Annotated in this window: 13 protein-coding genes; 9 read left to right on the top strand and 4 right to left on the bottom strand. The window is 54.7% G+C overall.

The window, feature by feature from the left end; all coding sequences use genetic code 11:
* Positions 1 to 99: 99 nt before the first annotated feature.
* Together IMCC3135_RS29275 and IMCC3135_RS29270 are read left to right on the top strand one after the other, a co-directional pair.
* On the top strand, positions 100 to 1,446 hold the full coding sequence (locus IMCC3135_RS29275) for an O-acetylhomoserine aminocarboxypropyltransferase (protein WP_088920807.1): 1,347 nt from the start codon (positions 100 to 102) through the stop codon (positions 1,444 to 1,446).
* Positions 1,443 to 2,255: an alpha/beta fold hydrolase gene (locus IMCC3135_RS29270; protein ID WP_088920806.1), complete on the top strand. Its 813-nt coding sequence runs from the start codon at positions 1,443 to 1,445 to the stop codon at positions 2,253 to 2,255. Before IMCC3135_RS29275 ends, IMCC3135_RS29270 begins: the two co-directional genes overlap by 4 nt.
* Positions 2,256 to 2,533: 278 nt before the next feature.
* Here IMCC3135_RS29270 and adk read toward each other — a convergent pair whose 3' ends face one another.
* Complete coding sequence (adk, locus tag IMCC3135_RS29265; RefSeq protein ID WP_088920805.1) at positions 2,534 to 3,208, bottom strand: adenylate kinase; 675 nt, start codon at positions 3,206 to 3,208, stop codon at positions 2,534 to 2,536.
* A gap of 93 nt (positions 3,209 to 3,301) precedes the next feature.
* Between adk and IMCC3135_RS29260 the strand changes: the two genes are divergently transcribed.
* Positions 3,302 to 3,883, top strand: coding sequence for a class I SAM-dependent methyltransferase (locus tag IMCC3135_RS29260; protein ID WP_088920804.1), 582 nt, complete (start codon positions 3,302 to 3,304; stop codon positions 3,881 to 3,883).
* Here the strand turns inward: IMCC3135_RS29260 and trhO are convergent.
* The gene (trhO, locus tag IMCC3135_RS29255; RefSeq protein ID WP_088920803.1) at positions 3,850 to 4,725 is read right to left on the bottom strand and encodes an oxygen-dependent tRNA uridine(34) hydroxylase TrhO; all 876 of its coding nucleotides are present in this window, start codon (positions 4,723 to 4,725) and stop codon (positions 3,850 to 3,852) included. The two genes, IMCC3135_RS29260 and trhO, sit on opposite strands and share 34 nt — an antisense overlap.
* A gap of 64 nt (positions 4,726 to 4,789) precedes the next feature.
* On the opposite strand from trhO, the gene IMCC3135_RS29250 reads away from it, so the two are divergent.
* The 4 genes from IMCC3135_RS29250 (at position 4,790) to IMCC3135_RS29235 (ending at position 10,004) form a co-directional block, all read left to right on the top strand.
* Positions 4,790 to 6,847 (top strand): transglycosylase SLT domain-containing protein, encoded by a 2,058-nt coding sequence (locus IMCC3135_RS29250; RefSeq protein ID WP_088920802.1) that lies wholly within the window; start codon positions 4,790 to 4,792, stop codon positions 6,845 to 6,847.
* A gap of 18 nt (positions 6,848 to 6,865) precedes the next feature.
* Entirely contained in the window at positions 6,866 to 7,657 is a 792-nt protein-coding gene (locus tag IMCC3135_RS29245) for a M90 family metallopeptidase (protein WP_088920801.1), read from the top strand.
* Between the two features lie 186 nt (positions 7,658 to 7,843).
* On the top strand, positions 7,844 to 9,520 hold the full coding sequence (locus tag IMCC3135_RS29240) for a mechanosensitive ion channel domain-containing protein (protein WP_157736347.1): 1,677 nt from the start codon (positions 7,844 to 7,846) through the stop codon (positions 9,518 to 9,520).
* Between the two features lie 154 nt (positions 9,521 to 9,674).
* Positions 9,675 to 10,004 carry a BolA family protein gene (locus IMCC3135_RS29235; protein WP_088920799.1) on the top strand — a complete coding sequence of 110 codons (330 nt, stop codon included), beginning with the start codon at positions 9,675 to 9,677 and terminating at the stop codon, positions 10,002 to 10,004.
* A 116-nt stretch (positions 10,005 to 10,120) separates the two neighbouring features.
* Here the strand turns inward: IMCC3135_RS29235 and IMCC3135_RS29230 are convergent, their stop codons facing one another.
* The gene (locus IMCC3135_RS29230; RefSeq protein ID WP_157736346.1) at positions 10,121 to 11,896 is read right to left on the bottom strand and encodes a metallophosphoesterase family protein; all 1,776 of its coding nucleotides are present in this window, start codon (positions 11,894 to 11,896) and stop codon (positions 10,121 to 10,123) included.
* A gap of 298 nt (positions 11,897 to 12,194) precedes the next feature.
* Here IMCC3135_RS29230 and IMCC3135_RS29225 point away from each other — a divergent pair, with 298 nt between their 5' ends.
* Entirely contained in the window at positions 12,195 to 13,295 is a 1,101-nt protein-coding gene (locus IMCC3135_RS29225; RefSeq protein WP_205737772.1) for a glycosyltransferase family 4 protein, read from the top strand.
* Complete coding sequence (locus IMCC3135_RS29220; RefSeq protein WP_088920796.1) at positions 13,292 to 14,035, top strand: polysaccharide deacetylase family protein; 744 nt, start codon at positions 13,292 to 13,294, stop codon at positions 14,033 to 14,035. The genes IMCC3135_RS29225 and IMCC3135_RS29220 overlap by 4 nt, the downstream gene beginning before the upstream one ends.
* A gap of 54 nt (positions 14,036 to 14,089) precedes the next feature.
* On the opposite strand, the gene IMCC3135_RS29215 is transcribed toward IMCC3135_RS29220, so the two are convergent.
* A complete protein-coding gene (locus tag IMCC3135_RS29215) occupies positions 14,090 to 15,058 on the bottom strand; it encodes a glycosyltransferase family 32 protein (protein WP_088920795.1) in 969 nt (322 codons plus the stop codon).
* Positions 15,059 to 15,420 lie beyond the last annotated feature (362 nt).

The raw sequence follows: 15,420 nt of genomic DNA, 5'->3' as shown, positions 1-15,420 counted from the left end.
TTGCCCGGGCAGGGCATGCGAACGGGTCGCTTTCAAGCATTCACGCAAGCGCATGGCATCCAGTACACTGGTGCTTCCAAGTGTCTTTGAGGCAAAACAATGAGCGGTCCCAAGTTTCTGGGCTTTGATACCCTGGCCCTGCATGCTGGCCAGCAACCGGACCGTGAGACCGGTGCCCGGGCAACGCCAATCTACCAAACCACCTCCTTCGTGTTTGATGACAGTGACAAGGCCTCGTCGCTGTTCGATGTCGCGCGTGCCGGACATGTCTATTCACGTATCTCGAATCCGACCGTTGCTGTGCTCGAAGAACGTGTTGCCGCTTTGGAGGGTGGTGTCGGCGCGGTTTGTACGGCCAGTGGCATGGCAGCCATTCATCTGGGACTGACGACCATCACCGGCGCCGGCGGACACATTGTGGCTTCGCGCGCGCTCTACGGCGGTACGCATAATCTGTTGAGTTATACCCTGCCCAGGTTCGGTATCGAGACAACTTTTGTTGATCCGCAGGATCCTGAAGCCTTTGCCGCTGCCATACGCCCGGAAACGCGTGTGATTTTTGCAGAGACCGTCGCTAATCCGCGTTGTGAGGTGCTGGATATTCCCAAGGTCTCGGCCATCGCGCATGCCGCCGGTGTGCCGCTGATGATTGACGCTACTCTGACCACACCTTATCTGATGCAGGTGTTACGTCTGGGGGCTGATATCGTCATGCATTCCCTGACCAAATTCATGGGTGGACACGGTGTTGCTCTGGGTGGGGTGCTGGTGGACGGCGGGCGCTTCGATTGGGAAGCATCCGGACGCTTTCCCGAGCTGAGTGAGCCTTACGCCGGTTTCCATGGCATGGATTTCGTTGAAGAGTTCGGGCCTGCAGCCTACATCATGCGCGCTCGTAAGGAAGGATTGCGAGACTTCGGGGCCAGCCTGTCACCAGGCAATGCTTTTCACTTGCTGCAGGGACTGGAAACGCTGCCCATGCGCATGGATCGGCATGTGAGCAATACCTCAGCCATCGTTAAATATCTGGCCGAGCAGGCTGCGGTGTCCATCGTCCATCATCCGGACAGGCCGGAGCATGCCGATCATGAGCTGGCCAAGACGCTGCTTCCCAAGGGCGCAGGTGCGGTCTTCAGTTTTGAACTCGCAGGCGGACGGCCGGCGGGCAGTGCATTCATCGAGAGTCTGCAGTTGTTCTCACACCTGGCGAATGTCGGTGATGCCAAGTCACTGGTGATCCATCCTGCCAGTACCACGCATTCGCGCATGGACGATGCTGATCTGATTGCTGCGGGCATCTCTCCAGGACTGGTGCGATTGTCAGTGGGCCTGGAAGATCTGGATGACTTGCTGGCTGATCTGGCCCAGGCACTGCGACGAGCTGAGAAAGCCGCCGCCAATCACGCTGCCAAGACTTCCCAGGCTAACGCGGGGTCAGCATCATGAAAGTGCAACTGGATGGCGAAACGGTTTTTGTCGGGCAGGGTGGTGTTGAGTGGCTGCAGAATCGGCGAACCCTGCTGTTACAGCATGGTGCGGGCATGGACAGAACCGTCTGGGTGCTGCTGGCTCGTTATTTTGCCCGCCACGGGTTCAATGTCGTCACTCCGGATTTACCAGGGCACGGTGCATCAGGTGGTGAGGCGCTGAGCTCCATTGATGCACAGGCGAGTTTCATCTGGCGACTGCTGGATCATCTGCAGGCCGAACACGGCTTGCCGGACACCCCGGTGATTCTTGGTGGTCATAGCATGGGGTCGCTGGTTGTTGCAGAGGCCGCCGGCCAACGGGCCGATAAAGTTGAACATTTGCTGCTGGTCGGAGCGGGTTATCCAATGCCTGTTGCTCAGCCACTACTGGATGCGGCTAATGCCAATCAGCAATCAGCGGTCGACATGATTGCCATTTACAGTCATTGCCATGAATCACAGCTGGGCCACAATCCGGTTGCAGGAATCAGTGCGTTCAACAGTGCTAAAGCCTTGCTGGAACGTTGTGCTCCGGGTGTTCTGCATGCGGATCTGTTCGCGTGTAATGCCTATGCGGGTCTGGACCAGGTGGCATCTGTCTTCCCGAAAGGCAAGACCACGGTGGTAGTCGGAGATGCTGATCGCATGACGCCCATGCGTATGAGCCGGAACCTGGTGGATGGTCTGGGTGCCGAGCTGATTGTTCTGGATACCTGTGGGCATATGATCATGAGTGAGCAGCCAGAACAGACGCTGCAGGCCATCAAGCACGCGTTACAGGCGTGAGTGAGCAGGCTCAATCGTCAGGTTCGACAAACTCAATCGTAGAGTAAGGGATCGTGAAACAATTAATTATCATTTTCAGTCGTCCCTGCATCCTGCCCTGCAGCGTTGTTCGGCGGTTGAATAGCAAGCTATTCGCCCTTCTCACGCCTTGCCGGACAGGCGCAGGACCAACTGAAAACTGATACTTAATTATTTCACGATCCCTAAGAACTGCTGACCGGGAAGTACTTGCGCTGTTTTGTCCATCAAGACAGCAGCTCCCGGTCAGCAAAGATCAATCAGGCCGTAGCAGTCGTAGCTGAGTCCAGTGCGTCGAAAATTCGTTGCCTGATCTCGTCCACCGTACCTACACCTTGAATATGTACATAACCAGGAGCTGTATCAGCACCTGAGTCTGCCCATGTTTGGTAGTAGGCCTTGAGTGGTGCTGTTTGCTCCTCATACACTTCCAGACGGTAGCGTACCGTTTCTTCCTTGTCGTCTTTACGCTGAATCAGTGGTTCACCGGTGACGTCATCGGTTTCTGCCACTTTTGGCGGATTATATTCGACGTGGTAGCTTCGTCCTGAAGCTTCATGGATGCGTCTGCCACCCATGCGTTTAATGATTTCTTCATTATCAACATCAATTTCAACGACAGCATCCAACTGAACATTGGCTTGCTTCATCGCATCGGCTTGAGTCAGAGTGCGCGGAAATCCATCAAAGAGAAAGCCTTTTTCACAATCCGCCTCCTTGATACGCTCTTTGACCAACCCTATGATGATGTCATCGGAAACCAGATCACCAGCATCCATCACTTTTTTGGCTTCAATGCCTAAAGGTGTAGCAGCCTTGACGGCCGCCCGGAGCATATCGCCCGTGGAAATCTGTGGAATTCCGTAACGCTCAGTGAGATAACCGGCTTGAGTACCTTTACCGGCTCCCGGTCCGCCCAACAAGATCAACCGCATTTAAGTGCCCCTCATGACTATTGCGCAGTTCAGGGTAGCGAATTAGACATGAAAATGCACGAAAACTGATCACTGAGTGCCATACTTAGACACATGTCTATCGATCATCTAAGAAAAGATCTCATCATCAACGCCAATCTGGTGGGGCAGCCCTTGTGCTTTCACACCACTTGGGGCCTGTTTTCGCCTCGCGCGATTGATGAAGGGACGTTACTGTTACTGGAATATCTCGACGTTCGCGACGATGATGTAACACTTGACATGGGCTGTGGTTACGGACCCGTGGGTTTGTCCATCGCTCAGCGCTCACGCAATGGGCAGGTGCATCTGGTGGACAAGGATTTTCTGGCCATCGAATACACACAAGCCAATGCACAGCGCAATGGTCTGACTAACGCCCAAAGCTACCTGAGCAATGGCTTCAGTCATGTTCCTGCCGATTTGCCGCTGACTCTGGTGGTGTCCAATCTTCCCGCCAAGGTCGGTAACGAGTTCTTCCAGATCATGTTTCACGACGCCCGTGAACGCATGGTTCCGGGCGCCCGTATCGTAGTGGTCACCATCAACGGCCTGCGTGATTTCATCAAGCGATCGTTCAACGAGACCTTCGGTAATTACAAGAAGATCAAGCAGGGCAAGAGCTACACCATTTCCATGGCTGTGCGTGAAGACTGACAACTGCATTGCTTGCCGGGGCTGATGGTCAGCTGGCACTCGGTACACCAGGTGGCGCCGGTAGGTTGTAATGCCTTGTCGACTTCGACCCGGTCATCGAAGACGAAACAGTCGCCTTCCCAGTGCTTGCCGCCGGTTTTTTCAAAGTAGTTGAGAACGCCCCCTTCAATCTGGTAGACCTCCTTGAACCCCTGTTCAATCATCCAGGGGGCCGCCTTCTCGCAGCGTATACCACCGGTACAGAAGGTGACAATCGGCTTCTTGGGGTCCAGCGTGCCGCTCTCCAGCGCTGTTTTTATGGCTTTCTGGTAATCTCGAAAATGCGCTATATCCAGGTGTTCAGCCTGCTGGAAGGTGCCGGATTCGACCTCGTAGGTGTTACGTGTGTCCAGCAACGTGAAATCCTTGCCTGAGTCCAGCCACTGGGCAAGCTCTTCAGGGGGCAGAGCGGGCGCTGTAGGCCGCTCAAGCTGTCGAGTGCGGGCCTCGGGCCCATCAAAGGCGATGATTTCGTGGCGAATGCGTACTTTCAGTTTGGAGAAGGGAATAAGCTCTGAGACACTTTCCTTGAGCCACAGCTCGCGGAAGCGTTCATCATTGTCGAATACTGTTCTGGCGGCCTGACATTGCGCAGCTGTGCCTGCCAGGGCGACATTGATGCCTTCATCAGCTAACAGAATCGTGCCAAGTACACCTGTTTCAGCCAAAGAGGCGTGTAAATCAGCCTGCAGAAGCGGCAGGTAATCCAACGGTAGGAATCGGTAGCCTGACAGGTTAATGTACTCAGTTCCGACGGTAGTATCGGGTGAGGTGTCTGCTGTGAATTGGTCGCTCGCTTGCATGGTTAAGCCTTGTACAACTATCGGGTTCAAACGACGATTCTAACTTTCTTTGGTCGTACCTGTAATGAATCGGTTGGCAAGAGCGTATCCGGGTGTGGTGATGATGTTTGATTTCAAGCGACAAATGGCCTTCAGGCCGGTAACTTCCCAGCGACTGGCAGCCTGCCTGCTGGCGCTGGCTTCCGTGAGTCTTGCCGCAAGTGGTGAGGCGACAGCTCAGACTGCCGGCTCGGTCGAGGCTGTTGATGCCGTTTATGCGGCTGAGCGCGAGCAGTTCACTCAGGCGCTCGATGCCCTGAAATCCGGACAACGGTCTCGTTTCGATGCGTTGGAGGTGGCCCTGGCAGACTACCCCTTGCGGGAATATCTGGAATACGAGCGGTTGAAGAGAGACTGGCGGGATGAGACGCCGGGGGCGGTACAAATCGATCAGCTCAATGATTTCGAGCAGCGTACGGGGGATGCCTCCTTGACGCGTCGTCTGACGCACACGCTGCAAAAGCGCTTTGCAGACACTGAACAATGGCGCACTTTTCTTGCACTCAGCCATTCACGGCTGGCGGCTGCCATGAGTTGCGAGATGCTGCAGGCCAGGCAGGCGACAGGGGCTCTGGATGGCTTTGATGATGATGTGATCGAGCTGTGGGTCAAACCGCGCAAGCACGACAAAGACTGCCAGGAAATACTGGACAAACTGCAGGCGGCGAACACACCGCCGGTGGCTGCCATCTGGGAGAAGATCTACCAGGCCATGGAGGCCAACAAGCCCGAGTTTGCCAAACCGATGTTGGGCTATCTGGCCACCACTGATCGAAAACAGGTAGAGCGCTGGATCAAATCGGGCAAAAAGCCGCAGGCCTTCGTGCTCAGCGGCGATCTGGATCAGGACACACTGCTTAACCGGATCATCTTGCTGGATCTACTGGTCGACTGGTCGCGCGAGGATACGCTGGCTGCCATGACGCACTGGTTGAAGATTCGGGACAAATACGCGTTTACAGCGGATGGTTATTACGAAACCCATCGTGCGCTGGCCATGCGGGCGGCCTACCGACGTATGCCAGAGGCTGCTGCCTGGTTGCGCAGCTTCGAGGTTCGCGAAGACGATCTTGAGTTGATGGAATGGCGCATTCGAACCTCTTTGCTTGCGCAGGACTGGCCAGCTGTACTTGCCAGCATTGCATTGCTACCTCCCGAGGAGCGCCAGGAGGATCACTGGGCCTATTGGGAAGCCCGTGCTTTAGGGCAACTGGATCGTGTTTCAGAGGCGCAAGCCATCTATACCAAACTGGCTGATCTGCAGTCGTACTACGGTTTTCTGTCAGCGGACAAAATGCAGCTTGAATACTCGATCTATGACGAACCGATAATTCCGGGTGTCTCTTTGCTGGCTCGTTTGTCGGCAGAGCCCGCTTTGGTACGTGCACGAGAATTTCATCATGTTGATCTGACCAATGAAAGTCGTCGCGAATGGAATAACTGGCTACGTGGCAAGACCAGCGAGGAACTGGCGACGGCTGCCGTTCTGGCGAGTAGCTGGGGTATGCATGATCGGGCAATCTATGCGGCCGGCTTGAGTGACAGCCCGCGAGCCATTGCACTGCGCTTTCCGGTGCTCTATCGCAGTGATGTTGCCAGGGCATCAATGGAACACAGTATCGAACCTGCCTGGATATTCGGTGTAATGCGTCGTGAGAGTGCCTACATCCGGGATGTACGTTCCGGTGCTGGTGCGGTGGGGCTGATGCAGCTGATGCCGGCAACGGCCAAATATGTGGCCGGCCTGCAAGGCAAGAGAAACTGGAAAGGCGATTTGACTGACTCCGCTACCAATATCGGATTTGGTACCTACTATCTGCGACATGTGATGAACAAGTTCAATGATCATCAGGTGCTGGCGACCGCCAGTTACAACGCCGGACCCAGTCGAGTTGATCAGTGGTTACGGGACAGCAGTATCGAGGCGGATATCTGGATAGACACGATTCCGTTTACCGAAACAAGGCGCTATGTGCGTGCAGTGCTGGCCTACGCTGCCATCTATGATTACCACCTGAGGGGGACGGCCCAGCGCCTGAGTGAAAAGCTACGCCCCATACCGGCAGCTGCATCCGGGGTCTGATCCAGAGTCGTGTAGTAGATGCCGTGGTACAAAGATCTTTTCAGGGGCCGTCGGGTAGTTGATCCTCCGGTCACGGAGCAGCTTTGGCAACAGATAGTGGCGCGCAGTCCGGCAGTGCTCCATCTGGACCGAGATGCGCTGGCAAGGCTGAAGCTGGCCGCCGAGCGTTTTTTGCAGACCAAATCATTTGAGGCGGCACGGGGCATGGTGCTGGATGATGGCATACGTTTGCAGATTGCCTTGCATGCCTGTCTGCTGACGCTTGATCTGCCGCATCTGGATTACCGGGCGTTGCATTCGATTATCGTGTACCCGGATGCCTTTCTCTCGCCGCATCGGCATATTGATCAGGCTGGTGTCGTTCATGCTGGTGGGCGAACTCTGGCCGGTGAGGCCTGGTTGAACGGCCCTGTGGTTCTGGCGTGGTCAGATGTGCTGCAACCACGGCCCGGCGGTAATGTCATCCTGCACGAATTCGCACATAAACTTGATGGCGTGAATGGCGTTGTCAATGGCTTTCCGCCGATGCCGCCGAACTTGTCGTCACGGCAATGGTCTCTAGATCTTCAGAGTGCCTTCGATACCTTGAACTGGCAACTTGACAGGGGATTGCCTGCGGCCATTGATGCCTATGCCGCGACAAGTCCTGCGGAATTCTTTGCAGTCTGTAGTGAGTACTTCTTTGAGGCTCCTGGCCAGCTTCATGCTGTATTTCCTGAAGTGTACGAGCAGCTGGAGCAATTCTTCGGGCAACGTACTCTACGGCATCACTCCGCCGGTAGTGCGCCGGCATGGCGGCTGCATTCATGAAATGATGAGTCGACAAGAAAAACCGAAGGTGATGCTAATGTCTGTGTCTTATTGTATTTGGCAAAAATGATGACGATTGTAACTTCGGCGGGTTCACCGTTATCGAGTCGACAGCACACAGGAAATACTCGACCTGCCTGGGTTGTCTGCCTTGTTTTTCTGCTTTGCCAGCTGTGGTCCCCAGTCGTGTTCTCCCAGGCTGTCGAAGCGCCACCACCGGTGTTAGCCGCAGCAGAGGAGGCCCCCAGTATTGATTCACCTCTGGTGGCTTCACCGGAAGCAATTAGTAGCCTTGAGACCATCCAGGCACTGATTCAGGCGAACCTTGATGCCCAGCAGGAACTTCGCAATGAGTTCAAGAGTGCTGATGCCTCCTCGCTGAGTGGTGTCCAGCAACAGCTGGATGAGCTGACAGCTGATTTGAAGCAGTTACGCAAATCATTAGAGCAATCAGCCATCGGTTCTGTGGACACCTCTGTGTTCAACGAAGAGGAAGCCGGATTTGACTGGCAAGTAGAGTTGTCGCAAATTCTCATGCCCATCGTCGACAATCTCAAGGCACTGACCGAAAAGCCTCGCCGGATCAGTAGTTTGCTGACCTCGGTTGAACGCTTGTCAAAGCAGCGAGAGGCAATCGTGATGGCCATGGAGAATATTGATGCAGAGCTTGAGGCAATTGGGCAGCCCGATTTGCAGGCATCACTTGGCTCGATCAGAAAATCATGGAAGCGTCGACTATCGGATAACGATCAGAAAACCAAGCTTGCCAAGCTACAACTTAACGAGCTGCAAAATTCGGATACGAAATGGTGGAATAGTGCGAAGAGTGGCCTGCTTGAGTTCATCAAGGGACGCGGGCTGACACTGTTTCTGGCATTCTGTTTTGCCGTCGTTGTCTGGCATGGACTCAGAGGCCTGTTCAACCTGATCCTGACCAAGCGCGCCTTTGCCGACCACCCGGATTTCAGGACTCGCAAACGCCTGGCTCAATATGTGTTTCGTGCCGTCTCCTTCATGATTGTGCTAGTGGTGGTGGTGGCAGTGTTCTACGTGCGTGGCGACATGCTGCTGTTGGGACTTGCCATCATTGCCGTGGTGGGGCTGGCTCTTGGCCTGCGTCAGGCTGTTCCGCGTTTCTATCATGAGGCGCGATTACTGCTGGATCTGGGCAGTATCAGAGAGAATGAGCGCGTCATGTACAACGGTCTGCCCTGGCAGGTCGTATCGCTCAATGTGCATTCGGTGCTGCGTAACCCAGAACTTACCGGCGTCGTAAGGCTACCGCTCAAACAGATGGGGGAGCTGGTATCACGACCCGCAGGCAAGGAGCCATGGTTTCCTGCCAGCAAGAACGACTATCTCCTGCTTGATAACGGCTTGTTTCGACAGGTCGTGCGTTTGACGCCCGAGGTGATTGAATTGCAAAGTGGCGGCGGTAGCATCACCTCCGTACCCTCGAATGAGTTCTATCGCTGGACCTTTGAAAACCTGTCCCGAGGGGAGACTTATGCCATACCTGCAGTATTTGGTATCGACTATCAATTGCAGGACATCAGCCTGAGCACGGTTGCCCCGCGTTTACGAGAGGCTATCGAATACGCCATTATGCACAGTGACTACAAGCAGTCGCTCAAACAGGTTCAGGTCGAGTTCAAGGCGGCGGGTGCCTCGTCACTGGATTTCTGGATTTACGTGACTATGCAGAGCTCTGCCGTCACCGGCTTGTTCAAGATAGAGCGGATGATTCAGCAGGCGTGTGTGAAGGTGTGTACCGAGGAAAACTGGGGTATCCCGTTCCCGCATATGACTGTTCAGCAGTTGCCCGCGAGTGCTCCTCCTGCTCCACCTCCACCTGCCATCTGATAATGGCTGTCTGAGGCCTGGAATCTGGTTGCATGTTTGAGGGTCAGGTAATTTTCGGCAATCATCATGAGCAGGCTTTGCATACCCTATCGCTCATGCACCGCTGATTGAAGTCAGGCGTTATCATGGGCAGATAAAATGAGGAATCTGTCGAATGAAAGTAGCAACCGTAATCAATGACATTCTGGTGGAGGCTCTAGCACCTACCGTGCTGGACGTTATCAACGAAAGCCATATGCACAATGTGCCTGCCGGCTCTGAAAGTCACTTCAAGCTGGTGGTTGTGAGTAATGAGTTTGATGGCAAGAATCTGATCGGTCGTCATCGCACCATCAATAAACTGTTGGCAGAGCAGTTGAAGAATGATATCCATGCACTGTCCATGCATACCTATACCTCTGCAGAATGGAGCGAGCGGGGCGGAGATGTCCCTGAGTCACCTCCCTGCATGGGCGGCAAGGCACATGAAGCTGATAGTGACTGATACATGCTGGTGTCGTTCTTTAGGGATTATTTCACGATCCCTTAGTCCGGGTTATCTCTTGGCATCCCCTGAAGACTTGCGAAACACAATGGTTGGACTACTAGCCACGCAGGACTTCAAGGGCGCAGTTCGATGAAATCAGTCATCGAGCCTGCAGGTTCAAGCCGCTGCAGGGACTGCTGCAGGACGCCTAGAAAAACATGAAAGAAAGCAGCGGTGGGATTATTTTCCACTGATTGCAGATCGCCGAATTCCTGTGCCAGAAACCGATAGAGATTCAATCGCTGCAGAGGGGAAAAGCTGGCTGCCTGATGACCTGCGTGACGCAGGCAGTACCAGTCGACAATCAGATCCATTATCGAGCAATCCTGAAATACGTCGATGTCCAGCGAGTGGGCGATACTTAAGGATTTGAGCTCGGCGGCGTACTGGGTATCGATAGCTGGAATGCCGTCATGTTGAGCGCCGAGTTGTCGGGCGCCGTTGCGTCGGGCGCCGCGGCGTTGGGCGATCAGAAAGCTCGCCAGATCAGCCACGTTCCGGCCCTCCAGTTCGCCGGCAATGTCTGTCGGCCATTCTTTAGGTAGATAGCTTTGCGCGACACGCGAATACATCCTTTTGTACAGAAAATCACCGTAGTTCAATGCATCCAGCGCACGATCCTGTGAACGCTTCAAGGCATCGTTTTCAGCTCGGTAACAACCCAGCAGCCACGGATCGAGGGCGAGTGAATTGAGCGAAATGGTCTCGACTCTGCATCGCTCAGCTGTGGCGTGAAGGCTCTTGTAGGCCGGTGGGAAAGCCGCCAGGGAAGGCACTGCAATATCGGTAAACTGTTGATTGCCGATATTGCAGGTCGATTTACCATTGATATGCAGATGACCACCCAGGTGCAATCTGAGCCCCACCTCCAGTAAAGTCTCGGCGACTTGCTTGTCTGGGCGTCGACGCAAGGTTTCTGTCTGGCCGAAGAGTCTGCTTTCGCTCAGACTCCAATCATCAAAAGCATCCATGGCCGGATAGTGGGAGAAACTCAGCAGGGCTTTGCCGAGTTGGCGCGCACGTTTGCTGACATCGCTGATCCAGGTAATCAAATGTGGCTTGCAACGCAGGACTGCATTCCAGCCGGCATCACTGCTGTCGAAAAAGGCTTTTTTTCGAGTGATTTCCCGTTGTCCATTACGGGGCTCGAAAACATTGGCATCGATCATCAACAGCCACAGGCCTGGTTCGGGTTCGACCAGATAGGAGGCATCTATCAGTGAGCGGACTGTTCCACCGTCGGCAGAATGAGCCTCGTAGCGTCGCGAGGCGAAGCTGTCATCGAGTCCGAAAGGGCTTTCCCAATGCAGGTATCCATCTTGTCTGCACAACCCGAATTCGCGCATCGGCAACAAGCCTGCAGGGGCACCGTCACAGTACATCTTGCGCGTCAGAACCGATGTGTCGCTTTCGCTCGCTGCGACCTCCGGATCACTGGTCACCAGAACCGTGTTGCCCGGTGTGCTGGTAAATCGGGTTGACTGGTGTTTGCCCACCGGTCCGTAGCAATCATGGTTGCCGGGGATAGCGTAGAACTGCATGCTGTATCGATCTTGATACAACTGCAGCAGCTGCACCAGTCGCTGGGTGGCTTCTAGCTGTCCGTCATCGGTGTAATCGCCTAACAGCACAATGTGACGAATGCCTCGATCTGCGATGTCTTTCAGCGCAGCTTTCAGTGCGGCACCACTTTCATTGAAAACCCGGGATGAGCGACGGGTATCGATCCAGCTTCGCAAGGTGGCAGACTGGCCATTGAATACAGTCGCTGGCAGATCATAATCGCTGTCAATAGCATGAAAATGCGCATCAGCGATGACGGCAACCCCGGGCAGTTCACACGGGGGCATGACGGATGTCTCCATGGGCGGAACTACTGCCTGTGTGGCAGGTCAGGGGAAAGGCGTGTGTTAGCTTCATGGGCGACAGGCTGCAGGACAGTACGCAATGAATCAGTTTAACGTCAATCGTTCTGTAGAATCGGCATGAAGCGTTAAGGGATCGTGAAACAATTACCTATCATTTCACAATCCCTAACCTGCCTGTTGGCCTGGACTGTTTCATGAATAGTCGAGTGCTGATCGAGTAATTCACGAACCCCGACATTCGACAGTTCCTAAAGAATCGATCAGAAGACCTGGAGTCCACGTGTACAAGATCGCCTTCTATTCTCCCTTGAAACCTGCGACACACCCTGTGCCTTCAGGCGACCGGCTGATGGCTCGATTGCTGATGAACTGTCTGAGTCGCATGGGGCATCAGGTGGATACCGCATCAACATTGCGAGCCTTTTTGCGCGATGCTGATAATGAGTCTGACAAAATACAATTGCAGGAGCAGGCACAATCGGAAGTACACCGCTTGTCAGAGATCTGGAAGCAAGAAGGTGCACCGGATGTCTGGTTCTGCTATCACCCCTATTTCAAGTCACCTGATCTGATAGGCCCCGAGTTGTGCCAGACTTTCAATGTTGCCTACGTGACAGCTGAGGCCGCTCATTCTCCGCGCCGATCGAAGGGCATATGGGCCGATACACAGGCGTATGTGCTGAGTTCGCTGGAACGTGCTGCCGTGAATATCTGCTTCACACAAAGAGATCGGCTGGGGCTGGAGGCGGCCTCATCCAGGGTTCGACTAGCCAGCATGCGACCCTTTATCGATGCCAGCGATTTCACTCGTCAGACACCGGCGGCCGAGCCGGGGCATCTGGTAACGGTGGCCATGATGCGAGCCGGCGACAAGTTTGACAGCTACGCCAGGCTGGCCGCCGCGCTTGAGTCCTTGTTACATCTGCCCTGGACGTTATCCATCGTGGGTGATGGCAATCTGCAGCAAGCCGTGCGGGAGCTGTTCAACGCCATCCCCGATGAGCGAATCACCTGGCATGGCTTGCTCGGGCGTACTGATATTGCGGCGTTATTCGCCCGTAGTTCACTGTATGTCTGGCCCGGCTGTGGCGAAGCTTATGGACTGGCCTACCTGGAAGCTCAGGCCGCCGCTCTACCGGTGGTGGCATTCAAGACCGCCGGCGTACCCGAAGTGATTGATGAGGGTGTCAGTGGATTTCTGACACCGGCAGGCGATGATCAGGCCTATGCGGCGGCCATTGAACAGTTGCTGTCGGATGAAAAGCTACGTCTCACGATGGCTGATTCCGCCGCCGCCTACGTTCAGCGCGAGCACACAGAAGAGCTGGCCAGTGTGAGCTTGAACGATATTCTGCAACATACTGTTGGAAACCTGTCATGAGCAGCAATACAAACATGGAACGACTGTCCGAAGCATTGCAGCAGTTGCCGGAGTCAAGCAAACCGGTACGTTTCTGGTTACGTGACGACGATGCGGTGGAGCCCGGTGAGGCGCTGGATCGTCTTCTGGCATTGGCTGAGGCGCACGCCATACCGTTGAGTCTGGCGGTGATTCCGGCCATGGCAACTGCAGAGTTGCGGCTAAGGCTGGAATCTGCCAGGCAAGTCAGCGTTGCGGTGCATGGTTGGTCGCATCACAATCATGCGCCGGCCAATGAGAAGAAACAGGAGCTGGGGTCGCACAGGTCCTCGTCCGAAGTGCTTGCGGAGCTCAGACGTGGATTCAAGCAACTGTCGGGCGATTATGGTGAGCAGTTTCTGCCGGTGCTGGTGCCGCCCTGGAATCGAATTTCCAGTGAGCTGGTTCCGGCCTTGGGCGACATCGGTTTTCAGGCGCTGTCGACCTTCGCTGAACAGGAATACAGCTCAATACCCATGATCAATACCCAGGTCGACATCATCGACTGGAAAAAGACTCGTGGGGGACGTGCGACGGGCGAACTGGTGTCAGAGATCATTGCACAGTTGCGTTACCCGCAGAATCCGATTGGCTTGCTGACCCATCATCTGGTACACGACGAGCAAGCCTGGCAGTTTCTGGAGCAGTTGTTTGTCGCTACCAGCCATGACCCTGCAGTGCGCTGGATCGCGGCCAGCGAACTGCTTGAAAGCTCCCCATAACAAGATCAAAAGTTCTGCAACTCGGGTCGTGGCAGATTGGGGAAGAATCGGCCTCTACCAGATCCAGGATTTCCACAGCAATAGCAGGCCCAGATCGTCCTGTTGTGCTTGTTGACACCAGTGATCAACCTCGTTCAGTGGGGTTTCCTGCGGCAGTGAGCCTGCCACAAAGGCGGCATCGGCCAGTGTCACAGCACCACCGCGGCTCATGAGGGTGAATATCAGTGGACCAGTAGTCCACCAGACAGGCGCTTCGGGCAGTTCGTTCCAGACATCATTCAGAGCCTTGAGCAAGCGTGTGAACACCGGGTGTCCTGCGGGTGCCAGCAACATGGAATTGGCTAGCAGCAAGCCACCTTTGCCGGTATTTCTTGGAATATCTTCTGGCATCGCCGTTAGCCCGTTCATCGGTAGCAGATCATCAAAGCTCAAATCGTTGCGGGCAGGGTACCAATCGCAATCCAGGTAGATACCTCCGAGTTTTTCCAGAATCATGTATCGCGCAATATCGACAGCACCGGGTAGATTGCCGATCCTGATCAGCTTCTGATAGACCGGATTATCTTCCACCCCGATAGCGCGCAAATCCTCCTCACGCCACAGCTTGTAGGCATAGTCGTGCTGGCTGGCATGTCGTTCCCAGGCACGAGAGCCCTCCGGGGGAGGCATTGAGCCAATCCAGATCTGATGAATGTTGCGCGGAATGGGTTCGCGAGCCAGTTGTGCAATATGGCGACGCTCACTGCTGCTGAACTGTGCATATTTGTTCAACAGCTCGGGTGGTGGCACGAGATGGTATTGATAGGCCGCTTTGTGCACGGCATCCTTTTCAGCCTTGGCCAGCTTCAACAGAGCGGATTGCAATTGTCTGGGCATGCCCAGTGATGTCTGCTGACCCAATTGTTTGATTGTCGGATCAGCGGCCAGCGTATCCAGTATTTGTCGGGCTTGTTCGTACTGTCCGGAGCCGCGCAGCGAGGCTGCCGTTTTCAGGCGGCTTTTCAATTCGGTTAAATCAATCATTGGCCCACACTGGCATAGTTACCCCGACACGGATTGTCGAATGTTGTCTGTTCGCAGTATGGGACATTACTCAGTGCGGTCGGTTTCCTGAAGATCCACGCACAGCTTCAAGATCCACTCTCAGCCCTGTCGAGAGTGCAATATATTTCTGCCACTTTGAGGTGCATGAACCCTTCAGGGTCTTGCCAGCACTCTGTCACGAGGTCAGCCAACTTCGCTCTGAACCTGACGTTCTTTATGTGTTCACTATCGTGAAGCACTGCATATGGGTTATCGTGAGCCCAGCGTCGGCAGTGCTCCGTCCGTCTTGTCATCGAGATGTTCGTAGCCGTCACGTTTACCGGTAAGGCACAGCGATGGGA

The sequence above is a fragment of the Granulosicoccus antarcticus IMCC3135 genome (genome assembly GCF_002215215.1).
GTDB classification, from domain to species: Bacteria; Pseudomonadota; Gammaproteobacteria; order Granulosicoccales; family Granulosicoccaceae; genus Granulosicoccus; species Granulosicoccus antarcticus.
The sequence above is the reverse complement of the archived record's forward strand: the minus strand, read 5'-3'. Positions and strand labels throughout refer to the sequence as shown.